This window comes from Arthrobacter sp. NPDC057259, from assembly GCF_042668995.1.
In the GTDB taxonomy this organism is placed as follows: Bacteria; Actinomycetota; Actinomycetes; order Actinomycetales; family Micrococcaceae; genus Arthrobacter.
On sequence record NZ_JBHUYA010000001.1, the window covers coordinates 582,602 to 605,633 of the forward strand.

General features: G+C 69.0%; 22 protein-coding genes and 1 tRNA gene. 9 read left to right on the top strand and 14 right to left on the bottom strand.

What is annotated here, in order from left to right:
- Window positions 1-37: 37 nt before the first annotated feature.
- From arc to ACFUCU_RS02815, 4 genes are all read right to left on the bottom strand, one after another.
- A complete protein-coding gene (gene arc / locus ACFUCU_RS02800) occupies window positions 38-1,831 on the bottom strand; it encodes a proteasome ATPase (protein ID WP_377970522.1) in 1,794 nt (597 codons plus the stop codon).
- A gap of 81 nt (window positions 1,832-1,912) precedes the next feature.
- Complete coding sequence (locus tag ACFUCU_RS02805) at window positions 1,913-2,962, bottom strand: tRNA (adenine-N1)-methyltransferase (RefSeq protein WP_290257845.1); 1,050 nt, start codon at window positions 2,960-2,962, stop codon at window positions 1,913-1,915.
- Window positions 2,963-3,098: 136 nt separating this feature from the next.
- On the bottom strand, window positions 3,099-4,283 hold the full coding sequence (locus ACFUCU_RS02810; protein ID WP_290257846.1) for a site-2 protease family protein: 1,185 nt from the start codon (window positions 4,281-4,283) through the stop codon (window positions 3,099-3,101).
- Entirely contained in the window at window positions 4,276-5,016 is a 741-nt protein-coding gene (locus ACFUCU_RS02815; protein ID WP_377970524.1) for an HAD family hydrolase, read from the bottom strand. Before ACFUCU_RS02815 ends, ACFUCU_RS02810 begins: the two co-directional genes overlap by 8 nt.
- Window positions 5,017-5,169: 153 nt before the next feature.
- Here ACFUCU_RS02815 and ACFUCU_RS02820 point away from each other — a divergent pair, with 153 nt between their 5' ends.
- Complete coding sequence (locus ACFUCU_RS02820; RefSeq protein WP_377970525.1) at window positions 5,170-6,075, top strand: PAC2 family protein; 906 nt, start codon at window positions 5,170-5,172, stop codon at window positions 6,073-6,075.
- A 70-nt stretch (window positions 6,076-6,145) separates the two neighbouring features.
- Here the strand turns inward: ACFUCU_RS02820 and mshC are convergent, their stop codons facing one another.
- On the bottom strand, window positions 6,146-7,429 hold the full coding sequence (gene mshC / locus ACFUCU_RS02825; RefSeq protein WP_377970527.1) for a cysteine--1-D-myo-inosityl 2-amino-2-deoxy-alpha-D-glucopyranoside ligase: 1,284 nt from the start codon (window positions 7,427-7,429) through the stop codon (window positions 6,146-6,148).
- Between the two features lie 15 nt (window positions 7,430-7,444).
- Window positions 7,445-8,278, bottom strand: coding sequence for an undecaprenyl-diphosphate phosphatase (locus tag ACFUCU_RS02830; protein WP_377970529.1), 834 nt, complete (start codon window positions 8,276-8,278; stop codon window positions 7,445-7,447).
- A gap of 51 nt (window positions 8,279-8,329) precedes the next feature.
- Between ACFUCU_RS02830 and ACFUCU_RS02835 the strand changes: the two genes are divergently transcribed.
- Window positions 8,330-9,265 carry an aldo/keto reductase gene (locus ACFUCU_RS02835; protein WP_290257851.1) on the top strand — a complete coding sequence of 312 codons (936 nt, stop codon included), beginning with the start codon at window positions 8,330-8,332 and terminating at the stop codon, window positions 9,263-9,265.
- A 212-nt stretch (window positions 9,266-9,477) separates the two neighbouring features.
- Here the strand turns inward: ACFUCU_RS02835 and ACFUCU_RS02840 are convergent, their stop codons facing one another.
- The gene (locus tag ACFUCU_RS02840) at window positions 9,478-10,797 is read right to left on the bottom strand and encodes a DUF222 domain-containing protein (RefSeq protein ID WP_377970798.1); all 1,320 of its coding nucleotides are present in this window, start codon (window positions 10,795-10,797) and stop codon (window positions 9,478-9,480) included.
- 286 nt (window positions 10,798-11,083) lie between these two features.
- Entirely contained in the window at window positions 11,084-11,359 is a 276-nt protein-coding gene (locus tag ACFUCU_RS02845) for a hypothetical protein (protein ID WP_290257853.1), read from the bottom strand.
- Window positions 11,360-11,398: 39 nt separating this feature from the next.
- Between ACFUCU_RS02845 and ACFUCU_RS02850 the strand changes: the two genes are divergently transcribed.
- On the top strand, window positions 11,399-11,632 hold the full coding sequence (locus ACFUCU_RS02850; RefSeq protein WP_290257854.1) for a DUF5703 family protein: 234 nt from the start codon (window positions 11,399-11,401) through the stop codon (window positions 11,630-11,632).
- 34 nt (window positions 11,633-11,666) lie between these two features.
- On the opposite strand, the gene ACFUCU_RS02855 is transcribed toward ACFUCU_RS02850, so the two are convergent.
- Window positions 11,667-12,827 (bottom strand): acyl-CoA dehydrogenase family protein, encoded by a 1,161-nt coding sequence (locus tag ACFUCU_RS02855; protein ID WP_377970532.1) that lies wholly within the window; start codon window positions 12,825-12,827, stop codon window positions 11,667-11,669.
- Window positions 12,828-12,865: 38 nt separating this feature from the next.
- Entirely contained in the window at window positions 12,866-14,170 is a 1,305-nt protein-coding gene (locus tag ACFUCU_RS02860; RefSeq protein WP_377970533.1) for a M20/M25/M40 family metallo-hydrolase, read from the bottom strand.
- A gap of 151 nt (window positions 14,171-14,321) precedes the next feature.
- Here ACFUCU_RS02860 and ACFUCU_RS02865 point away from each other — a divergent pair.
- Window positions 14,322-14,404, top strand: a tRNA-Leu gene (locus ACFUCU_RS02865).
- A gap of 173 nt (window positions 14,405-14,577) precedes the next feature.
- Here the strand turns inward: ACFUCU_RS02865 and ACFUCU_RS02870 are convergent.
- Window positions 14,578-15,210: a GNAT family N-acetyltransferase gene (locus ACFUCU_RS02870; protein ID WP_377970535.1), complete on the bottom strand. Its 633-nt coding sequence runs from the start codon at window positions 15,208-15,210 to the stop codon at window positions 14,578-14,580.
- Between the two features lie 145 nt (window positions 15,211-15,355).
- Window positions 15,356-15,835: a hemerythrin domain-containing protein gene (locus ACFUCU_RS02875; protein WP_377970537.1), complete on the bottom strand. Its 480-nt coding sequence runs from the start codon at window positions 15,833-15,835 to the stop codon at window positions 15,356-15,358.
- Between the two features lie 129 nt (window positions 15,836-15,964).
- On the opposite strand from ACFUCU_RS02875, the gene ACFUCU_RS02880 reads away from it, so the two are divergent.
- The 5 genes from ACFUCU_RS02880 (at window position 15,965) to ACFUCU_RS02900 (ending at window position 20,659) form a co-directional block, all read left to right on the top strand.
- Window positions 15,965-16,318: a TraR/DksA family transcriptional regulator gene (locus tag ACFUCU_RS02880; protein ID WP_377970539.1), complete on the top strand. Its 354-nt coding sequence runs from the start codon at window positions 15,965-15,967 to the stop codon at window positions 16,316-16,318.
- 7 nt (window positions 16,319-16,325) lie between these two features.
- The gene (locus ACFUCU_RS02885) at window positions 16,326-17,129 is read left to right on the top strand and encodes a M50 family metallopeptidase (RefSeq protein ID WP_377970540.1); all 804 of its coding nucleotides are present in this window, start codon (window positions 16,326-16,328) and stop codon (window positions 17,127-17,129) included.
- 39 nt (window positions 17,130-17,168) lie between these two features.
- A complete protein-coding gene (locus ACFUCU_RS02890) occupies window positions 17,169-18,233 on the top strand; it encodes a glutathione S-transferase family protein (RefSeq protein WP_377970542.1) in 1,065 nt (354 codons plus the stop codon).
- A gap of 2 nt (window positions 18,234-18,235) precedes the next feature.
- Entirely contained in the window at window positions 18,236-19,420 is a 1,185-nt protein-coding gene (locus tag ACFUCU_RS02895; protein WP_377970543.1) for a serine hydrolase domain-containing protein, read from the top strand.
- Between the two features lie 111 nt (window positions 19,421-19,531).
- Entirely contained in the window at window positions 19,532-20,659 is a 1,128-nt protein-coding gene (locus ACFUCU_RS02900) for an aromatic acid exporter family protein (RefSeq protein WP_377970545.1), read from the top strand.
- 99 nt (window positions 20,660-20,758) lie between these two features.
- On the opposite strand, the gene ACFUCU_RS02905 is transcribed toward ACFUCU_RS02900, so the two are convergent.
- Both ACFUCU_RS02905 and ACFUCU_RS02910 read right to left on the bottom strand, forming a co-directional pair.
- Window positions 20,759-21,685, bottom strand: a complete 927-nt coding sequence (locus ACFUCU_RS02905) for a MaoC family dehydratase (protein WP_377970547.1) — start codon at window positions 21,683-21,685, stop codon at window positions 20,759-20,761.
- Entirely contained in the window at window positions 21,682-23,022 is a 1,341-nt protein-coding gene (locus ACFUCU_RS02910) for a 3-oxoacyl-ACP reductase (protein WP_377970549.1), read from the bottom strand. Before ACFUCU_RS02910 ends, ACFUCU_RS02905 begins: the two co-directional genes overlap by 4 nt.
- Between the last annotated feature and the right edge of the window lie 10 nt (window positions 23,023-23,032).

A 23,032-nucleotide genomic window follows, 5' to 3' on the forward strand; every position in this document is an offset into this window, starting at 1 on the left:
GCGGGCAGGGCGCCGGTTCCGGCGGCGGGGCCAGCCGTCACAGGTACTGGCCTGTGGTGGGCATCGTCTCGATTGTCTTGCCGGGTTCCTGGCCGGCCTTGCCTTGGACGATGGTGCGGATGTACGTGATGCGTTCGCCCTTCTTGCCGGAGATCCGGGCCCAGTCATCCGGGTTGGTGGTGTTGGGCATGTCCTCGTGCTCGCGGAATTCGTCCACCACGGCGTGCAGCAGGTGGTCGATCCGCAGGCCCTTCTGGCCGGTGGTGAGCAGGTCCTTGATGGCGGACTTCTTGGCCCGGTCCACCACGTTCTGGACGACGGCGCCGGAGTTGAAGTCCTTGAAGTAGAGCATCTCGGTGTCGCCGTTGGCGTAGGTAACCTCGAGGTATTCGTTGGACTTTTCGGTGGAGTACATCGCCTCGACGGTGCGCTGGATCATGGCGTCCACGGTGGCCTGGACGTCGCCGTGGTGCTCGGCGATGTCGGACTCGTGGAACGGTAGGTCCGTGGTGATGTATTTGTTGAAGATGTCTGCGGCGGCCTCGGCGTCGGGCCGCTGGATCTTCACCTTGACGTCCAGCCGGCCGGGGCGCAGGATGGCCGGGTCGATCATGTCCTCGCGGTTCGACGCGCCGATCACGATCACATTGTCCAGGCGCTCCACGCCGTCGATCTCGCTCAGCAGCTGCGGCACGATCGTGGTTTCGACGTCGGAGGAGATGCCGGTGCCGCGGGTGCGGAAGAGCGAGTCCATCTCATCGAAGAAGACGACGACGGGGCTGCCGTCGGAGGCCTTCTCCCGGGCGCGGGCAAAGATGAGCCGGATGTGCCGTTCGGTCTCGCCGACGTACTTGTCCAGCAGTTCCGGGCCCTTGATGTTCAGGAAGTAGCTCTTCATGTCGCTCTTGCCGGCGCGTTCCGCGGCGCGGGCGGCCAGGGAGTTGGCCACGGCCTTGGCGATCAGGGTCTTGCCGCAGCCGGGAGGGCCATAGAGCAGGATGCCCTTGGGGGCCTTGAGCCCGTGCTCGCGGTACAGGTCCGGGTGCAGGAACGGCAGTTCGACGGCGTCGCGGATCTGCTCGATCTGCGGGCCCAGGCCGCCGATGTCCTGGTAGGTGATGTCCGGGACTTCCTCGAGGACCAGGTTCTCCACCTCGGACCGCGGAATCTTCTCCAGGGCGTAGCCGGTGCGGGTGTCGACCGAGAGCGCGTCGCCCACACGGAGTTTCTGGGTCAGCAGCGAGCCGGAGAGCCGGACGACGCGTTCCTCGTCGGCACGGCCCACCACCAGGGCGCGGTCTGAGCCGAGCAGTTCCTTAAGGGTGACCAGTTCGCCGGCGCGTTCGTAGCCGAGGCCGGCCACCACCAGCAGCGCCTCGTTGAGGAGCACCTCCTGGCCGACCGCCAGCTGGCTGATGTTGACCAGCGGGCTGATTCCCACGCGCATCTTGCGGCCGGCATTGAAGATGTCTACCGATTCCTCGGTGGTGGCCTGGCCGCCGCCGTTGGGAACGTGCCGTTTCGGGTTCAGCTGCAGGATGGTGCCAAAGCTGTAGGGCGGCTGGCCCTCCTGGTCGAGGGCGTTCTTCAGCCGAAGGATCTCGGCCTTGGCCGTCTCCAGCATCCCCACGAGCTTGGCGTTGTTCTGCGTGGCGGCCGCAAGCTGCCGGTCGATGTGGCGCAGCTTGTCGCGGAGGATGTTGATTTGCCGCTCGGCAACGGTGGCCTCGGCGGCGGTGCGTGCCGCGTCCCCGGTGTTCCCCTGCTGCCCTACGGCGGCGGGGAACTGCTCATCGGGCGTGCGGCCCTGGTCGGTGTTCGGAGTCTCCATCGTGCATCAGCCCCTTCAGTACAGCTATTAAGACCATAACGCGAAGAGGGCCGACGCCGGGGAAGACTTCCGAAATACGGACTAGTTCGTGACCTCGGGGCCGTCCACCACGTTGGTGCCGGCGATCGCGTCACGGGCCGCGCGCCGCAGCTTCTTATCCGACACGGCCCGCTCCCCCACGGCGCCGGGGGTCCAGGCGTTGACGTCTTCGGCGTCGAACTCGGTCTTGGACGGGCGGCGCTTGACGGAAATACCGGTGACGCCGTCGGCGAGGCGGCGGGTGACCAGCAGGAAGCCGGTGTGGGCCACCATGCGGTGGTCCGGGCGGACAGCCAGGCCCTCAAGGTGCCAGCCGCGGACCATGGATTCCCAGGCATCGGGTTCGGTGAAGCGGCCGTCGGCGCGGATGGCCTCGGCGGTGCGGGACAGCTGCGTCACGGTGGCGACGTAGTTGATCCAGACGCCCCCGGGCGCCAGGACGGTGGCGACGGCGTCGAGGCATTCCCAGGGCGCCAGCATGTCCAGCACCACGCGGTCCACGGAGCCGGGTTCCTCGGTCTTGACGACCTGTTCCTGGAAGTCGCCCAGGGTGATCTGCCAGGCCGGGTGCGGGCCGCCGAAGATGGTTTCGACGTTGCCGCGGGCGATGTCGGCGAACTCTTCGCGCCGTTCAAAGGAGTGCAGGTAGCCGTTGTCGCCCACCGCGCGGAGCAGTGAGATCGACAGCGCGCCGGAACCGACGCCGGCCTCGACGACGCGGGCGCCGGGGAAGATGTCCGCCATGGTGACGATCTGGGCGGCGTCCTTGGGGTAGACGACCGCCGCGCCGCGCGGCATGGAGAGGACGAAGTCCGAGAGCAGCGGCCGCAGGGTCTGGTACTGCTGGCCGACGTTGTTGACCACCACGGAGCCGTCCGGCTTGCCGATGATCTCGTCGTGGTTGAGGAAGCCGCGGTGGGTGTGGAACGCGCCGCCGGTCTCGAGGCTGATGGTGTTCATCCGGCCGCGTTCGTCCGTCAGCTGCACCCGCTCGCCCACCCGGAACGGACCTCGGCGGCGATTTGCACCGGCCGGGGTCAGCGGGGGGACGTCCCCGTGAGGGGTGGCGTTGGCGGCGGTGTCGCTGCTCATGGGATGTTCCTCGCTCCTGTGACGCTGGGTGGCCGCAGATTCGGCGGCGGCCCGTGGGTTGGCCGGAGATTCACGGCCGGCAGGTAACTCTACCGGTTTCCGGCCCGCTTGGGGGTTTCGGGTGGTCCGGTGACAGTCAGCCGCGCTGTTTGCCGGTGAGGGTGTTGAGGACGGTCAGCTGGCGCAGTAGGCCGGTGACGCGCCCGGCGTCGTCGATCACCGCGTAGTCCGAGCCCTCCAGTTGCGCGAGGTACGTCAGGAGTTCCGCGCCCCGGTCCGTCCCCTTGACGTAGGCGCCGGCCGTGAGCGGGTACGCGACCGCCGTCGCCGGCGTCGTGTCGGCAAGATCGGCGGGAACCTGCGCGGCGGAAGCGGGGTCGACGACGGCGGAGGGACGGCCGTCGGGGCCGTAGAGGACGACGGCGGGGCTGCCGGCGGGCGAGAACCGCAGCACCTCGGCGACGCTGGTTGCGGCGGGTAGGCCGATGGCCGGTTCGGCCAGTGCGGCCGCTGCCACGAGCGGGAGCCGGCTACGGTACCGGGCCTGCTGGATCGAGGCGGTGGCGCCGAGCCAGAGGAAGCTCCCCACCAAGAGCGTGATCAACAGCAGGGAGGTGTCCGGCCGGTTGCCGCTGAGCAGGGGAAGCGCCACGAACCAGATGACCAGAGCCGCCACGATGATCCGGCCCGCCCAGCCGGCGGCGATGGTGCCCTTCTCGTGGCTGCCGGTGGCCTTCCACACGGCGGATTCCACCAGGCGGCCACCGTCGAGCGGAAGGCCGGGCAGCACGTTGAAAATGCCGATCAGGAGGTTGGCCCACACGAAGATGTTCGCCAGGGTGTCCGCGACGCCCGTCAGTTGGCCGCCGGAGACCACCAGCCAGCCGGCGCCGGCCAGGACCAGGTTCGCGACGGGGCCGGCCATGGCCACCAGCACGGACTTCCCGGGCGAGGCGGTGAACTCCTCGAACTGGGTGTGGCCGCCCCATAGGTTAAGGACGATCTTGCTGGTGGGCCAGCGGTACATCCGGGCGGTCAGGGCGTGGGCCAGTTCATGGACCAGCACCGAGATGAGCAGCAGCACGGCATAGGCGAACGCCACGAGGTAGGCGGTGGCGCCGAGCCGGGGGTTGTTGTGCGCCAGCACCGGGCCGTAGGCGATCACGGTAAACGCGGCGATCGCGAACCAGGAATAGGCCAGGATGACGGGGATGCCGGCGATCCGGCCGAGCGGAATGCCGCCGCGCAGGGAGAACGGCTTGTCCTCGGCCGGTTTGTCGGTGCGCTCCCTGCCTGCCGGGGGCCCGGACGGTTCAGTCATTGCGGCCACCGCCGCTGAAGGCCGGGGCGGGTGCCGGGGTGGTTGCGTGGCGCAGGGTTACGAGTTCCTGGAGGTCCGCGACGGTGCGGCCGGCCAGGGTGTCCCAGGTGGCGCGGCGGGGATCTTCCGGCAACGGAACGATGTGCGGGATGGCCACCGTGGTGACGCCGGAGGCGACCGCTGCGGCGACGCCCGGGGCGGAGTCTTCGAGGGCCACGCAGTGCTGCAGTCCCAGCTCCGGGTCGGCCTCCTGCAGCAGTTCCACGGCCTTGAGGTAGGCCTCCGGGTGGGGCTTGCCCTGGGTGACGGTGTCTCCGGTGACAAGGAACTCGAAGTAGGGCTTGGGCAGGCTGGCCACGATTTCACGCGCGAGCGGCGCCTCGGACATGGTCACGAGCGCGCAGCGGATGCCGGCGGTGTGCAGTTCTTCGAGCAGTTCGCGGGCTCCCGGGCGCCATGGCACCTCCTCGCGGACCAGGCTGACCACATGGCCGGTGAGGGTGTCGATGATCTCGCGGATTTCCAGCCGCACGCCCGCGTCCTGCAGCAGGCCGGCGGAGAACACCAGGGACTGGCCCACCAGCTGCATCGCCTTTTCGTGCGACCACTGGCCGCCGTGTTCCTCGACCAGCGCGTGCTCGGCGGCGATCCAGTACTGCTCGGTGTCCACGATGGTGCCGTCCATGTCCCAGAGAGCGGCTTTGAGCAGGGGCGTGGAGGCTGGCGATCGCATGCCTTCCAGTCTACGGTGCAGTGCTTCAGCGCCGGTTCAGCGCCGGTGTGCCGGCCGCTCCCTGGTGCGGGCCGCTACGCCGAGGGCGAAGACGCCGGACTCAGGGGGCCGGCCTGACTGCATTCGTCCGGAACTTGGACGTAGGGTGAACTCATGAATAGCTTCGACTCGGACACCCCCGAAACGGACGCCCTGCCTGAGCCGGAACGGTTGCTGCAGCCCGTCCCGGAAGGCCAGCGGATCACGGTGATGCTGGCCGCGTTCGAGGGCTGGAACGACGCCGGCGAGGCCGCCAGCGACGCCCTGCGCTACCTAAACAAGCTCTGGGGCGGCAAGAAGGTCGGCACCATCGAGGCGGACGAGTACTACGACTTCCAGTTCACCCGCCCGGTCATCCGGCGGACCGCCTCCGGCGACCGCAAAATCAAGTGGCCTTCCACCCGGATCTTCAAGGCCAGCGTGCCGGGCTCGAACGTGGACGTCATCTTCGTCCAGGGCACCGAGCCGTCCTATAAGTGGCGTGCCTACACCGCCGAACTCCTGGTCCACGCCGAGGCGCTGAACGTCGACTACGTCATCCTGGTGGGGGCCCTGCTGGCGGACGTGCCGCACAGCCGCCCCATCCCGGTCAGCGCCTCGACCGACGACGCCGCCCTGCGGGAGCGGATGGACCTGGAGGCCTCGCAGTACGAGGGCCCGGTGGGGATTGTCGGCGTCCTGTCCGAGGTCGCGCTGCTGGCCGGGCTGCCCACCATCTCCCTCTGGGCCGCCGTGCCGCACTATGTGGCGCAGGCGCCTTCGCCGAAGGCCCAGCTGGCGCTGCTGCACAGGATCGAGGAGCTGCTCCAGCTTCCGCTGGACACACAGGAGCTGGTGGAGGACGCTGACGCGTGGGAGCGCGGCGTGGACGAGCTGGCCACCGAAGATCCCGAGATCGCGGCCTACGTCCGGCAGCTCGAGGAGGCCAAGGACACCGCCGACCTGCCCGAGGCCAGCGGCGAGTCGATCGCCCGGGAGTTCGAGCGGTACCTGAAGCGCCGCGGCAAGGACAAACCGTAGACGCTGCTTAGACTGCAAAGCGCCGGCGACCCAGTCAGAGGGTCGCCGGCGCTTTTGTGTTGTTGGTTGCCTAGAGCTCGATACCGAGCAGGGCGTTGACCGCGTCGGACACCAGGGCGGCGTCGGTGGCCGAGGCCGGGGTGTCTCCGGCGGCCAGGGCGGCACCGGCCCAGGCGTCGACGGCGGCCAGGGCCTCGGGGGCTTTGAGGTCGTCCGAGAGCGCGGCGCGCATCTGTTCGATCAGGGCCTTGGCGGATCCGGAGGGTGCGGACTGGAGCGCCTTGCGCCACGAACCGAGACGGCGCTTGGCTTCATGGATGCCTTCGTCAGTCCAGGACCAGTCGCTGCGGTAGTGGTGGGCCAGGATGGCCAGGCGGATGGCGGCCGGTTCCTCGCCGGCGGCACGGAGCTTGGAGACGAGCACCAGGTTGCCCTTGGACTTGCTCATCTTCTCGCCGTCGAGGCCCACCATTCCGGCGTGCGCGAAGTGCTTCGCCAGCGGCGTCCCGGTCAGGGAGTAGGCGTGGCCGGCACCCATTTCGTGGTGCGGGAAGACCAGGTCCGAGCCGCCGCCTTGGACGGTGAACGGTGCGGGCAGGTACTTCTGCGCGATGACGGTGCACTCGATGTGCCAGCCGGGGCGGCCCTCCCCCAGCTCGCCGCCAGCCCAGCGGGGCTCGCCGTCGCGGGCCACGCGCCAGAGCAACGGGTCCAGAGCCTGCCGCTTGCCGGCGCGGCCCGGGTCGCCGCCACGCTCGGCGAAGAGTTCGAGCATCTCGGCGTCGGAGAGGTGCGACACGCAGCCAAGGGTCCAGGCGTCGGTGTCCTCGGCGGAGTGCTTGCCGGCGGCTTCGACGTCGTAGTAGACATCGCCGTCGGGCTCGCCGTCCGTGCCGGCAACCCGGTACGCCAGGCCGCGCTCAAGCAGGGTTTCGATGGCGGGGACGATCAGCGGGATGGCCTCGACCGCGCCGATGTAGTCATCCGGGGCGAGGACGTTGAGGGCTTCCATGTCCGTCTGGAAGAGCTCGATCTGGCTGGCGGCGAGGTCGCGCCAGTCGACGCCGGTCGCCGTCGCGCGCTCCAGCAGGGGGTCGTCGACGTCGGTGACGTTCTGGACGTAGGCGACCCTCTGGCCGCCGTCGCGCCAGGCCCGGTTGAGCAGGTCAAAGGCGACGTAGCTGGCAGCGTGCCCCATGTGGGTGGCGTCGTAGGGCGTGATGCCGCAGACGTACATGGACTGCTCCCCCGCCGCGTCGAGGGTCACGGGGCCGTCGCGGGCGGTGTCGAAGAGACGCACGGCGGGCATGGCGCCCGGCAGTTGGGGAACGGGGCGGGAGGTCCAGGATTTCACAGACCAAGCCTAGTGCTAGGCGCTGATGACATTGAAACCGAGCAGTAGGTACAGTGCCAGGCCCAGGAGGATGCGGTACCAGACGAAGAGCCGGTAGCTGCGGGTCGAAACGTACTTGAGGAACCAGCCGATGATGACGTAGCCCACCACGAACGCGATCACGGTGGCCAGGCCCGTTTCGGGGAGGCCGTAGGGGCCGCTGAGGCCTTCCTTGGTGAGCACCTTGTAGAGCTGGTAGAGGCCGCTGCCGAAGACGGCGGGGATGGCCAGGAGGAAGGAGTAGCGGGCGGCGGCCTCGCGGGTGTAGCCCATGAAGAGGCCCGCGGTGATGGTGCCGCCGGAGCGGGACACGCCCGGGATGAGCGCGAGGGCCTGGGCGAACCCGTAGAGGATGCCGTGCTTGTAGGTGAGCCGGCTGAGGTCGCGCTCCTGCCGGCCGGTGGCGTCGGCGACAGCGAGGATCATACCGAAGACGATCAGCATGGTCGCGACGATCCAGAGGCTGCGCAGCACGGATTCGATCTGGTCCTGGAAGAGCAGGCCGAGGACGATGATGGGGAGGCTGCCGAGGATGACCAGCCAGCCCATCCTCGCGTCGGGGTCCTGGCGGGAGACCTTGCCGGTGAGCGAGGCGAGCCAGGCCTTCACGATCCGGACGATGTCGCGCCAGAAGTAGACGATCACGGCCGTCTCGGTGCCCAGCTGCGTGATGGCGGTAAAGGCGGCTCCGGGGTCCGAGGCGTCCGGGAGGAACTCCCCGACGATCCGAAGGTGGGCGCTTGAGGAAATCGGGAGGAACTCTGTCAGTCCCTGCACAAGGCCCAGAAAGGCCGCTTCTATCCAGTTCACGTTTATAGACCCTACCGGTACGGCCGGCCGAAGCACCGTAAGCTTGCAGGCATGCAGCAGCGTTATGTCGGCAACAGTGGGTTGCGTGTCTCGTCCCTGTCCCTTGGCACCATGTCCTGGGCCGGTGAGACCGATGAGCAGGATGCCGCTGCCCTGCTCCATACCTTTGTCGATGGCGGCGGCACCCTGATCGACACCGCGGCTTCCTACGCCGGCGGCCGGGCCGAGGCGATGCTCGGCAGCATGCTCAACGACGTCGTGGCGCGCAGCGAGGTGGTCATCTCCACCAAGGCGGGGCTGACGACGTCGGGCGCACGCCACAGCGTGGACACCTCACGCAACGCCCTCCTCTCCAGCCTCGACGCCTCCTTGGCCCGGCTGGGCACCGACTATGTGGACCTGTGGTTCGCGCAGGCCTGGGATCCGAACGTCCCGCTGGACGAGACCCTGGCTGCGCTGGAGTACGCGGTCCGCTCCGGCCGGGTGCGCTACGCCGGCGTCTCCAACTACTCCGGCTGGCAGACCGCGAAGGCCGCGGCGGTGGCCGGGTTCCCGCTGGTGGCCAGCCAGGCCGAGTATTCGCTGCTGCAGCGCAAGGCCGAGGCCGAGCTGATTCCCGCGGTTGAGGACGCCGGCCTGGGCCTGATGGCGTGGGCTCCCCTGGGACGCGGCGTGCTGACGGGCAAATACCGCGGCCACATCCCGGCCGACTCCCGCGCCGCCCAGTCGAAGCTGGCGGCGTACGTCGAGCCGTACCTGGAGGGAAGCTCCTCCAGCGTGGTCGAGGCGGTTGCCATGGCGGCGAAGGGCCTGGGCCGCAGCATCCTGGACGTCTCCCTGAGCTGGCTGTTGTCCCAGCACGGCGTGGCGACCGCGGTGGTGGGCGCGCGCACCCCGGTGCAGTTGAAGGAAATCCTCGATGCCACGCTCGCACCCCTGCCGCCGGAGATCGCAGTGGCCCTCGAGGACGTCTCCAGCCCGGCGTAGGGCTTTTCGGGCCGTCGACGCCGGACGGTCTCCATTCCTGCGCTGCATCTAGGCGTCTCGAATACCGCGGTGCTCGCCTCGGAAGCAATTGCTCCCGGTATGCCATTCGAAAGGAAGCGCCCTGTAGATCATCGCGCCTCCTCGCCCGCCGCCTCCCGCCCGCTCGCGGCTCCGTCCACGCACCAGGACTGCCGTTTCAATCATTCGCATCTTCACAACGTGAAGTATTGGTTTTGTCGGGGTTTTTGGTGGGGGTCGAGGTGGGGTGGCGGGATGTACCAGGGGGTGCCGTTGCGGGTTTGGATGGTCCATTGTTCTTTGTGGATCAGGTGATGGTGGTGTGAGCAGAGCAGGACACCGTTGTCTGTGCTGGTTGGGCCGCCGTGGGACCAGTAGTTGATGTGGTGGGCTTCGCACCAGGGGGCGGGGATGGTGCAGCCGGGGAAGGTGCAGCCTTTGTCGCGGGCGGTGATGGCTTTGCGGATGTGGGGTGGGAAGATTCTGCTGGTCCTCCCGATGTCCAGGACCCGGCCGTCGGTGCCGAGGAGGACGGGAATGATGTCCGCGTCGCAGGCGATTTTGCGGATGGTGGCGGCGGTGACGGGTCCGGTGAAGGCCAGCGACCCGGTCCCGGCCAGACCCAGAGGCCCGGAAGCTGTCACCCCTTCAACGGCTGTTTGATCCCCGATGCCGGAGTCGATGTTGAGGCGGGTGAGGAGGTCGCGGTAGTCGATGGTGACAAGGACTTGGGGTCGGAGGCCTCCGGCCGCGGGGAGCCCCCCGCTGGCGAGGGAGATTTTGGAGCCGGCGACCAGGCCGTCGAGCAGCCGTTGTGGGCGGGTCCGGAGGTCCAGCCTCTCGTCGGGTACGCCGGGTTCGGCGGCGAACGGGTCCCCGGCCCCGGCCGGTGTCCCTGCAACCTGACTGGTTCCGGTGCGGGGGTTGGTGGCGGTGTTCATGACCGTGAGGAGGTGTTCGAACTGGTCGGTGGTCGCGAAGATTTCCAGGTGCTGGAGACCGTGCCGGGGACGGCGGATGAACGCGCCCTGTAACTGGCGGAGAAGCTCCTCGGAGGGCTCGGCACCGTCCTGGTCGAGGCCGTCGATCCAGCGGCGGGCGACCCGGGTCAGGAAGTCCGGGTCATGAACCGCCGCGACCGTGGTCAGGGCTTCTTCCATCCGGGCCACGGTGGCGGTGTCTGCCAGGAGCCGGACCCGGTCGAGGGCCTGGGTGATGATGGTCGCGGACCGGGATGGAACCTCCCCTTCCGCGAATGCTGCGGCCACTTCCCCGTGAACGGCCGGGATCGGCTGGCCGGACAGCCCAACACGGGGCAGGACTTCCTGCGCCAGGCAGACCCGGCGGTGGGCTTCGGCGGTGCTGATGCGTAGACGGTCTCGCAGGAAGTCCGTGGTCCGCCGATACCCGTCACCCTCCGGCCCAGGCTTTGAGAGATCACAAGCATCGGCCGCGGCGGCCTGGGTTCGCGTTCGGTCGACCGCTCCTGCGGCGACAACCTGCAGGAATTCCACGGCTCGGGCGAGTTCCTCCACGTCCCCGGCGAAAGCCGCCGCCTCAGTGAAACCCAGTACACCGGCGTCGTCGACCGCAGACGTGCAGCCCTCCCGCAGCGAGGCGGCGATATCCCCCAACGCAATACCGCCGCACCCGCCAGCGACCGGCCGGTAAGCCGGAAGAAGCGAAAGCGCCGAGGGAGTTCCCATGCACTAACAATGCCAAGGGGGTCTGACATTATGGGCCGCTGACCGCGAAAGGGGCGGAACCGGCGCAACCGGCTAAATGAGCTAAGGGGCTCCCCTAGTCCTGGAGGAGCTCGAGGTCTTCCTCGTCGTCGACGGCCTCACGCTCGTCGTCGTCATCTTCGTCATCGTCCTCGTCGAGGACCTCCAACGGTGTGACTTCGCCGTACGCTTCGTACAGGGAGTCGTCGTAGACTTCAAAGGCATCGGCCACGGCGAAGAACGCCGCCTCCACCGCCGGATCACCGTCGCTGCGCTTCGACGCTGCGGCGGCCAGATGCTCCTCCAAAGCGGAAGTGAGTGACTGAAGCGCGACACGCGGATCGATGCTCATGACTTCACGTTAGCCCGAAAAAGACGAAAATGGAGAGCGATGAGGGAACATTTTCTGAACAGCTCGGTCCGTCGGGAACGGGATTACGCACGGCAGTACGAATACCTCGTACTGACGGTCAGCCCTGAGGATTCCCTGCCTGAGGCGCGCCGCCTCCTGGCCGCCCATTCCGAATACGGCAAGTGGGAATTGGAGCGCAGCGTCCTCTACGTCGGCGGGAGCCGGCGCTTCTGGCTCCGCCGCAAAGTCATCCAGGTCCAGCGGACCGTCTAGACCCCAAAACCCCTAAGCGGCCCCAAGGAACCTGCTATTCCTCCACCGGTCCCAGCCACGAGTTCGCCACCGTGTTGTGGGCTGACTCGTCGTCGGACGGGTGGAACATCCCGGCCAGCACGTCCCGGTAGAGCCGCTCCAGCTCCGAGCCGCGGAAGTAGCTGGACCCGCCCGAAACGCGGATCGCCAGGTCCACTACCGTGCGGGCGGTCTCCGTGGCGCGCACCTTGACGCCCACCAGCTTGGGGAACCACTGGCCGCCGTGGTCCGCGAGGGCGTCGACGTCGGCCGCCACCGCGGCGAGGTAGGGGTAGAGGGCATCCATGGCCATCGCCGCCTCCGCGACCTTCCAACGGATGTCCGGGTCCTGGGCGTAGCTGCGGCCGCCGTTCTTGTACGAGGTGCGCCGCTTGACCGCCTCCACGCCCAGCTGCAGCGCGCGCTCCCCCAGACCGGTGTACACGGCCGCGAGGAGCGTCTCAAAACAGGCGAAAATGGCGAAAATCAGCGGGTCCGCATTGGGTCCCACCGGCAGCTTCCGAAAAATCCGCTCCGGCGGCACCACAGCGCCCTCGAGCAGCGTGGTGTTGGACTGGCTGGCGCGCATTCCCAGCGTGTCCCAGTCGGAGAGGATCCGGTAGCCGGGCGTATCCCGGTGGATGAAACCATGCACCAGTTCGCCCTCGCCGTTCCGGGCCGAGGCGAACTTGCCGAAGATCCCCAGCCGGGTCCAGGCCGGCGAGAGGCTGGTGAAGATCTTCCGCCCGGTGAAGGCGTAGCCGCCATCGGGCTGAGGGACGGCCTCGGTGCGGGAGTCGAAGAGCACGGAGTCGTTGCCGGCCTCCGAGTTCCCGAACGCGAAGATCTCCCCCTGCGCCGCCTCCTTCAGGATGAAGTCCAGGGAGGAATCCCCGCGGGCGGCCAGGACGTGGGCGACACCGGTCCACACCAGGTGCATGTTGATCGCCAGCGCGGTCGCCGGTGCCGCCGTCGCGAGCCGCCGCTGCAGTTGTGCCGCCCCCGACAGCCCGAGTCCCAGCCCGCCGTCGGACGCCGGCACGAAGATCTTGAGGTACCCGGCGTCGGCAAGGTCCTGCAGGTCTTCGGTGAAAAAGGCGTTGTCGCGGTCGTAGCCGGCCGCCCGGGCGCGGATCCTTTCCAGCAGCGCGTCGGGGAGGATGTCTTCGGGTCTCATGGCGTGCAGTGGCCTTCTGTCGGGGGCGGCGGTGGCGTTTAGTAGTTGGTCAGCAGGGTGTTCAGCACTCGCGCGCCGAATTTCAGCGAATCAGCCGGCACGCGCTCGTCGACGCCGTGGAACATGCCGGTGAAGTCCAGCTCGTCCGGCAGCATCAGCGGCGCGAAGCCGTAGCCGGTGATCCCCAGCCGGCTCAGCGACTTGTTGTCCGTGCCGCCGGAGAGCGTGTACGGCAGCACCTTCGCGCCCGGGTCCTCGGAGTGCAGCGCATCGATCATGGAATCCACCAGGTTCCCGGCGAACGGGACCTCCAGGGAGACGTCGTTGTGGACGTAGCTGACGTCAACGCCGGTGCCGGCGAGTTCGCGGACGATCTCGAGGACCTGGTCCTGCTGGCCGGGCAGCGTGCGGCAGTCCACCAGGGCCTCGGCCGACTCGGGGATGACATTGTGCTTGTAGCCGCCCTTGAGCAGGGTGGGGTTGGTGGTGTTCTGCAGCGTCGCGCCGACGAAGCGGGCCACGGTGCCGAGTTCCTTGAGGATCTTGTCCGGATCGTCGGGATCGAATTCGACGCCGGTGAGCTCGGTGACGCCATCGAGGAACTGGCGGGTGGTGGGCGTCAGCTCAATCGGCCAGCGGTATTCGCCGATCCGGGTGACGGCGGCGGCCAGCCGGGTCACGGCGTTGTCCGTGTTGATCTGCGAGCCGTGGCCCGCGCGTCCGTGGGCCACGAGGCGCAGCCAGGAGATGCCCTTCTCGGCGGTCTGCAGCAGGTAGGTGCGCTGGCCGCCGATGGTGGCAGAGAAACCGCCCACCTCGGAGATCGCCTCGGTGGCGCCCTCGAAGAGTTCGGGGCGGTTGTCGACGGCGTAGCGGGCGCCGTACGCGCCGCCGGCCTCCTCGTCGGCGAAGAACGCGAAGATGATGTCGCGCTTGGGTTTGCGGCCGGTGCGGGCAAAGTCTCGAAGGACCGAGAGGATCATGGCGTCCATGTCCTTCATGTCCACGGCGCCGCGGCCCCAGATCAGGCCATCCTTGAGCTCGGCACCGAACGGGTCCACGGACCACTGCTCGCGCAGGGCAGGCACGACGTCGAGGTGGCCGTGCACCACCAGGGCGGCCGCGGAGGGATCCTCGCCGGCCATGCGGGTGACGACATTGGCGCGGCCCGGGGCGGACTCGAAGATCTCGGCTTCCAGCCCTACCTCGGAGATGAGGCCGGCGGTGTATTCGGCCGCGGCCCGCTCGCCCGGACCGGATCCGTCACCGTAGTTCGAGGTGTCGATCCGGATCAGCTCCTGGCAGATCCGGACGACTTCATCTTCGGGCCGAATGTTCGTCATCTCGCTCCTCGTGGCAGTGGCTCAGTGCTCCGTTCAGCCTACCCACAAGCCCCGATTATTTGTTTTCCGAATCCCCGTGCTAGAGTCTTTCTCGCTGCTTCCGAGAAAAGCAAAACGCTGAGAGGCGGAAATCTTCCCGGAAATACCACCTGCGCGGGTGGCGGAATGGCAGACGCGCTAGCTTGAGGTGCTAGTCCTCGAAAGGGGGTGGGGGTTCAAGTCCCCCTCCGCGCACAAAGGGAAATGTCCCGGAATTCACTGCGAATTCCGGGGCATTTCTTTGTTTAACACGGCGGCAAACATGAGAGCCCGGTGCAACGACAGTGTCAGGGCATGGAAAAGGCCTCGCACCCTCGCGTGCGCGGCCTTCGGGCCGACGGGCCACGGCCCACAGGCGCCCAGAACCCCTAGACCCCCAGCAACCCCGCCGCGTCCTGCCCTGACAGCGCGGCCAGCACGCGGGGCCGCAGGCCGGGCCACTCCTCGGTCAGCAGCGACAGGATGACGAAGTCGCGCCACAGCCCGTCAAGGTTGCGGGAGGACCGGCGCCGGGTGCCCTCGGCCGTGAAGCCAAAGCGCACCAGGGAGGAGAGGGAACGCTGGTTGCGTGCATCGACGTCGCACTCGATCCGCCCCGCACCGCAGGAGAACAGCCAGTCCAGCAACGTGATCTTGACCTCGTGGTTGACCTTGGCACCCCACAGCTGCGGATCCAGCACAGTGCGGCCGATCTTCACGCACTCGGTGCCGCCGTCGTATGAAGTGATGCCCGTGGTGCCGACGAACCGCGACTGGCCCTCGGGCAGCTTCTGGTACACCGAGAAGATCTGCAGTCCGGAGAACCGGCGTTCCACGAAGGCGGTCAGTTCGGCATCCCCCATGGGCCGGGCCTCGCTGTCGCTGAAGCCCTGTGACCAGATCACCTCCTGGCCGAGGAGCCGGGCCAGGGGCTCGATGTCCAGTGCGGTAAACGGTGCAAGGACGAACCTGCCGGAGACTGTTTCCAGGCTCGGCAGAGTGTCGGGGATGAGCAGCGCCATTGCGGCCTTTCTCGTGCGCGGTGAAGCGACGGGGAGGATGGTGTCGAAGGCCGTTTTTTATGTGCAGAATTGCGGCGGCAAGAGAAATTATCACCCCGGTGGCACCGTGCGCAACGACACGCTGGCGGACCCTCCGGTGAGGGTTTCAGGTGGCCCCGTGAGCCTCGCCCAGCAGCTCGTGCAGGCCCGCCACGCTGCGGGCCAGGCTGAGGCCCGGAGTGGCGGCGATCAACGGCAGCAGGAGCCGGTTTTCCTTGTCCAGGTGCAACGAGAAGACGCGCTGCAGGGCACCGGCGACGACGGCGGCCGCAACGCCGTGGGCGGCCCTCAGCTCCTCCAGCAGGCCGACGATCACCCGATGCTCCGCGAGCATCCCGTCGACCAGCAGCGTGCCCTCCGGCAGCGCAGCCGCCCCCGCATACAGTGCGTCCTCCTCTGCGAGCGCGTGCGGGAGGAGCTCGTCCTCACACCATTCGACCAGGACGGCATGTGCCTCGTGCTCCCCTACCGTGTCCCCGGAAGCCACCGCATGGATGAGAGCCTCCGTGAGCTTCTCCAGGCGCCGGTGCATCCCGGCGTGGTGGGCGGTGACGGCAGCGAGGGCCGCGTCGTAGTCGGTGGTCATGGCATCTCCCTCTCCGGTAGGACGATCCGGGACGGTGCGCCCACTGTAGGTCCGGCGCCCCCGCGCACGACAGGACCGTTGGGCCCGTGTTTGGGTTGTTCCCGGCCGGCCGCGCTAGCGTTACTGCCTATGGTTGACCTCGAACACTTCCGGCGCCTCCTGACCGAGGAGCGGGACCGGAAACTGGCCTTGCTCCCGGCACTGCGCCGGGACATCAGCTCCGTCAACGCGGCCCGGCAGGACGCGAACGTCGACGACGAGCACGACCCCGAAGGTTCGACCATCGCCTTCGAGCTCTCCCAGGCCTCGGCCCTCATGGCGCAGAGCCGCGAAAGCCTCGCCCAGATCGAGGCCGCGCTGCTGCGGATGGACGAGGGCCGCTACGGAATCTGCGAAGTCTGCGGCGGCCCCATCGCCGAGGCCCGGCTCGAGGCCCGGCCGTGGACTCCGTACTGCATCACCCATTCCTCCGGAAAGGCCTAGCCCCTTTATGCACCCGACAGCCGCCGCTGCCGCCCCCTTACTGAACCCCCAGTTGAACCTGACGGCAGCCGACGCAGCCGGGACCTGGTGGGACCGCATCATCGCCGGGTTCGGCCACGCCCCCTCCCCCGTCGTGACCGCCACCGAACTGTGGCTGGTGATCGGCGTCGCCGTCGCCGTCTCCATCCCCCGGGCCAGCTGGCGTTACTTCGGCCTGCTGGCGACCGTCACCCACGAACTCGGCCACGCGTTCGCCGCGTTGATGACCGGGCAGCGGCTCGGCGGCATCCGGTTGAGCCTGGATCACTCCGGCACCACCATCAGCTACAGCCGCCGGCCGCTCGCCGCCGTGTGGTCCACGTTCTGGGGCTACCCGGTCCCCGCTGTGGTGGGTGCCGCCATGGTGTGCTGCGGGTTCACCGGCTGGGGTCCGGCCGCGATGTCGGTGGGGACCCTGATCCTGATCGCCTCCTTCCTCTTCCTCCGCAACGGGATCGGCATCCTGATCACCGCGGTGGCCGTCCTGGCCGCGGTGTTGCTGGTGCTCTTCGTTCCCCCGTCCTTCATTGGCCACGTGATGATCGGGCTGGGGCTGGCCCTGCTGGTCGCCTCAGTCCGGGACCTCGGCAAGCTTGCCGCTGTCCACACCCGGCACCGCAGCCGGCTGTCGACGTCGGACGCGTACCTGTTGGCGCGGGCCACCCGCATCCCGGCGCCCGTGTGGCTGGTGCTGTTCGCGGTGGTCGTTGCGGCGGCGTGGTGGGCCGCCTGGCAGCCCATGGGTCCGGTGCTGGCGGCGCTGCCCGGCTAGGCTGCCGGAACGCGGTGCTCCCGGGCTTAGGCTGGGGGCATGAGCGAAGACACGACGACGGACCAGGCCTTCAGCACGAAGGGCGCCTATGTCACCGGAGGGGCAGAGTTCACCCGGGACACCAACTACATCGAGGACCGGATTACCCGTGACGGTGCCCCCGGCGCCAACGGCGAACCGGGCTGGCCGGTGGAGGCGGGCCGCTACCGGCTGATCGCCGCCCGGGCGTGCCCTTGGGCGAACCGCACGGTCATCGTCCGCCGCCTCCTGGGGCTCGAGGACGTCATCTCCCTGGGCCAGCCCGGACCCACCCACGACTCCCGCTCCTGGACCTTCGACCTGGACCCGGACGGCAAGGACCCGGTGCTCGGCATCGAACGGATCCAGGACGCCTACTTCCGCCGCTTCCCGGACTACCCGCGCGGCATCACCGTCCCCGCGATCGTGGACATTCCGAGCGGCGGGGTGGTCACGAACAACTTCCCGCAGATCACCCTGGACTTCTCCACCGAGTGGACCGAGTTCCACCGCGACGGCGCTCCGGACCTCTACCCGGAAGCCCTCCGGGAGGAGATCGACGCAGTAAACAAGCGCGTCTTCACCGAGGTCAACAACGGCGTCTACCGCTGCGGGTTCGCCGGCTCCCAGGAGGCCTACGACGCCGCCTACGACCGGCTCTGGACCGCCCTGGACTGGCTCGAGGAGCGCCTTACGGGCCAGCGCTACCTGGTGGGAGACACCATCACCGAGGCGGATGTCCGACTCTTCACCACGCTGGCCCGCTTCGACGCCGTCTACCACGGCCACTTCAAGTGCAACCGGCAGAAGCTGAGCGAGATGCCGGCCCTGTGGGGCTACGCCCGCGACCTCTTCCAGACCCCCGGGTTCGGCGACACCACGGACTTCGTCCAGATCAAGCAGCACTACTACATCGTCCACGAGGACATCAACCCCACCGGAATCGTGCCGAAGGGACCGGACACCTCCGTCTGGCTGACCCCGCACGGCCGGGAGGCCCTGGGCGGCCGTCCCTTCGGCAACGGCACGCCACCGGGACCCGTCAAGGCCGGCGAAGAGGTCACCCCGGGCCACGGCGCGGCCTGACCGTGGCGGAACAACACCCCGGCTTCCCTTCACCCACCGCGGCCCCATCCGGTACCCCGTCAGCTAACGCCTCGACATCCGGCTTTTCCGCTTCCACTGGCAACGCCGCGCCGGAGTTCGCGGCCGTCCGGGAGCTCTTCGACACGTTCCTGGCCGAAGACCCCGCCTACAGCGCCCAGCTGGCCGTCTACCGGCACGGCACCAGGGTCCTCGGGCTAAGCGGCGGGCCGGGACTGGCCGCGGACAGCATCACCGGCACCTACTCGTGCTCCAAGGGCGCGGGCGCCCTGGTCATCGCCCTGCTGGTCCAGGACGGCGTCCTGGACCTGGACGCACCGATGGTCAGCTACTGGCCGGACTTCGGGGCGCACGGCAAAGACACGCTCACCGTCCGCCAGGCCCTCTCGCACCAGGCCGGGGTCCCGGGAATCCGCGGCGGCCTGACGCTGGCCGATTTCCCGACGGCGGAAGGCGGGCGCCGGCTCGCCGCCGAGGCGCCGCTCTGGCGTCCCGGGACGGCCTTCGGCTACCACGCCCTCACCATCGGGATCCTGATGGAGGAACTCTGCCGCCGCGTGACGGGGACCAGCCTGCAGGAACTCTTCGACGAACGGGTCCGGCGGCCCCACGGCGTGGACTTCTTCCTGGGCCTTCCCGAGGACCAGGAACCCCGCTACGTGGACGTCCCCTATGACGAAGAGACGCCGGCGGACCCGTTCAGCCTGGAGGGGATCACCAGCAACGCGCCGGTGAGCACCATCATGGAGCTTCCCAACCACCGCACCATCCGCGCCGGCGGCATGAGCAGCGCCGGTGGCGTGGGCTCCGCGGACGGGCTGGCCCGCCTCTACGCCGCGGCGCTCACCGGCGTCAACGGCGGCCCGGCCTTCCTCACCCCCGCCACGGTCGGCATCATGGCAGAGGAACAGGTGTGGGGACTGGACCGCTGCTCGGCGCAAAGCAACGCGTTCGCCGTCGTCTTCATGAAACCGCAGCCGGACCGCGACTTCGGCAGCGCCCTCGCGTTCGGGCACGAGGGCGCCAACGCAGCCCTCGGCTACGCGGACCCGGCATACGGGATCGGCTTCGGCTATGTCCCGCACCGCGCCGAGGAGGGCCGAACCAACGGCAAGGCACAGCGGTTGTCCGCGGCGATCCGGAAGGCCTGCGCCTCCGCCGACGTGTAAGGCCGCCGACCTGGAATCCCAGGGTGGAGCCCGCCCCGGCGCCGGCCGTACCGGCCGCGACGACGATTAGTCCAGTTGTCGCAGGCCGCCCCGGACCCTAGGGTGGGCCGGATGGCTAGTGACGAGAATACCGACGGCGCGAGCCACCCCTCCCGGTTCGACAAGGCGCTTCGCGCGGTGCGGGCCAGCGTGTCCGCGGCCCTGCTGTGGCCGCGGCTGCAGCTGGCCATCAAGGCGGCGTTGGCCGCGGGTATCGCCTTCGCCATCGCACCGTTCATGCCCGGCTCCGCCGCGGACTACCCGTACTACGCCCCGCTGGGCGCCCTCGTGGCCATGTATGAGAACGTGTCGGGTTCGATGCGCCAGGGGGTGCAGACCCTCGTGGGCCTGGCGATCGGCATTGGCCTGGCCTTCATGCTTTTCAGCCTCGGCCAGCCGTCCCCGTTCACCGTTGCCCTGGTGATGGGCCTTGGCGTGGTCCTGGCCGGCCTGCCGAAGATCGGTTCGGGCAGCGACTGGATTCCGACGGCGGCGCTGCTCGTGCTGCTGGTGGGCGGCCACAACCCGGACAGCTTCTCCTTCGGCTACCTGGTCCAAATGGGCGTCGGCGTGACCGTGGGGATCGTGGTGAACCTGCTGGTCTTCCCGCCCCTGCACTTCAAGGCCGCCGCCCTGAGCCTCGCCGAACTGCGGCTGGCCCTGGCCCGGCAGCTGTGGGACATGGCGACGGCGCTGGAGGAGAACTGGCCGCCCGAACACGAGGACTGGGCCCGCCGCTCCGATGCGCTCGCCGCCCACACCCGCTCCGTCCGCGCCGCGGTGCAGAAGGCGGACGCGAGCCGGCGCGCCAATCCGCGGCGCCGGCTGCACCCCCGCGACGTGGACGCGGACTACCGCGACCTGCGTGACCTCGAACGGCTGACCTTCCACATCCAGGACGTCACCCAGGTCCTCTCCGACGTCATCTGGGCCAGCGACCACCCGTTCGTGATCCCGTCCGGCCAGGAAGCACCGCTCGCCGCCGCCATGGCCCGCGTGGGCGACGTCCTCCGGTCCACGGAAGAAGAGGACTCCGAACGGCAGGCCGAGCGCATCGCCGAGGCCGACGCCGCCGTCGACACGCTGACGCAACAGGTCTCCGACGGCGACCACACCCCCGGGGCCCCGAACGCCGTCGAGTCCGTCCTGCTCAGCCTGCACCGCATGCTGCGGGTAGTGAAGTCCTCCGCCCGGGACTAAGAGCCCGGGAGTCCTTAACGAACGACGACGGCCGCCCCCACCTCGGGGACGGCCGCCGTCGTCGTCTGATGAACCCTCAGGCCCAGCCCTCCAGGACCCTCACGACAGGGGCGTGACGGAACCGCTGAAGTGCTTCCGGCCCGAGCGCGGGCTCCACGCCACGTACTCCGAGCCGAGCCAGGTGCCCTCCTCGGCCTGCGTAGTGCTGATGTCCAGCGCCACGCGGGCCGGCAGGAACACCGGGGCCTCGAAGCGGACGTCCCAGCGGAACGCATCGCCCTTGGCGGCACCGACGTCGGCCAGCGCGCGGGACGCCAGGTACATCCCATGCGCAATCGAACGGCGCATGCCCAGGGCCTTGGCGCTGAGCACGCTCAGGTGGATCGGGTTGAAGTCACCCGAAACCGCGGCGTAGGCCCTCCCGGTGTCCACGCCCAGCTGCCACAGCGCCGTCGGGTCCGGCGCGGTGAACGCGGCCGGCGCCTGGGCCGTGGAGGGCTTGTCGATGCCGGGCAGGAAAACACCCTTGGCGAGGTAGGTAGACACTCCCCGCCACCGGACGGTGTCAGCGGCGTTGCCGTCCTCGGCCGCCCCGCGGACCTCGGCCACCAGGTCCAGCTGGGTGCCGGCGCGGTGGCCGCGCAGGTTCTCCGCCCAGGCCCGGATGTCCAGCGGCTCGGTGAACAGCACCGGCGCAGACTGCTCCACCGTGTTCTCGAGGTGGATCATGCCCAAAAGCGGCAGCGGGAAATCGTCCCGGTTCATCACGGACATCGCCAGCGGGAACGCCAGGGCGTGGATGAAACCGGCCGGCAGGATGTCGCTGGCCGTCTCACCGATCAGGTGCTGGTAGGCGGTCAGGTTGTCGACGCCGGCTCGGACTCCGCGGACCTCGTGGCTCTCGGCCGGCAGCGCGGTGCCGCCGTGGGCCCCGAGCAGCCGTCGGCGCGCCGCAGACGCGGCAGCGTTGAGGTACACCTTGGACAGCGACGGCATCTCCGCCAGCAGCACAGGCGCCGGACTCATGCTCCCACCAGGTTCTGGCCGCAGACCCGCAACACCTCTCCGGAGATCCCGCCGGCGGCGTCGCTGGCCAGGAAAGCGATGGCCTCGGCCACGTCGCCGGGCCGGCCGCCCTGCTGCAGGGAGTTCAGGCGGCGCGCCACCTCGCGGGTGGCGAAGGGGATCTTGGCCGTCATCTCGGTTTCGATGAAGCCGGGGGCGACGGCGTTGATCGACCCGCCGTGCTCCGCGAGCAGCGGTGCGGTGGCCCGGACCATGCCCATCACGCCGCCCTTCGAGGCGGCGTAGTTGGTCTGGCCGCGGTTTCCGGCGATGCCGCTGGTGGAAGCCACGGAAACGATCCGCGGCGACGTCCGGAAGTGCTCGGAGGCGAGCAGGGCCTCGTTGATGCGCAGCTGCGCGGCGATGTTGACCCCGATCACCGAGCTCCAGCGGGACTGGTCCATGTTGGCCAGCAGCTTGTCGCGGGTGATGCCGGCGTTGTGGACCACGATGTCGAGGCGGCCGTGGCGCTGCACGGCGTGGTCGATGATCCGCTGGCCGGCATCTTCGCGGGTGATGTCCAGCTGCAGTGCGGTTCCGTGAACCTCGTTGGCGACGGCCGCGAGGTGGTCCCCGGCGGCGGGAATGTCGATGACGATCACGGTGGCCCCGTCGCGGTGCAGGGTGCGGGCGATCGCGGCGCCGATCCCCCTCGCGGCGCCGGTAACCGCCGCGACCTTGCCGGTCAGCGGCTTCTCCGGGTCCGCGGGCAGTTCGCCGGCGTCGGAGGTGACGGTGAGGAACTGGCCGTCGACGAAGGCGGAACGGCCGGAGAGGAAGAACCGGAGGGCGCCGAGCGTTCCGGGACTGGTGGTCCGGGCGCCGTCGGCCAGGACGATGCCGTTGCCGGTGGCCCCGGCGCGCAGTTCCTTGGCGAGGGACCGGAGCAGGCCGTCGACTCCCTGCCGGGCCGCCGCGGCGGCCGGATCCGTCGCCTCGGCGGCGGAACGGGAGATCGTGACGACGCGGCCGCCGGAGGCGAGGTCGCGCAGCGAGGCGGCGGCGGTCAGGACGGGCCGTTCCAGGTCCTCGGGCCGGGCGGCTACGTCGAGGACGAGGATGATGGCGCCGAGCTTCTCCCGGGGCACGGCGTGGCGGCGGACGTCGAGATCCCACGCCAGCAGCGCCGCGGCGAGCTCGTCCGCGCCGGCACCGGCGCCCTGGACCAGGATGGGTCCTTCGATCAGCGGCTGGCCGGGCCGGTAGCGGCGGAGTTCCACCGGCTGCGGCAGGCCGAGCTTCTTCGCGATGTCCCGGCCGAGGCCGCGGCTCACGAACTGGGTGTATTTGTCAGTCATCCGGTTCCCC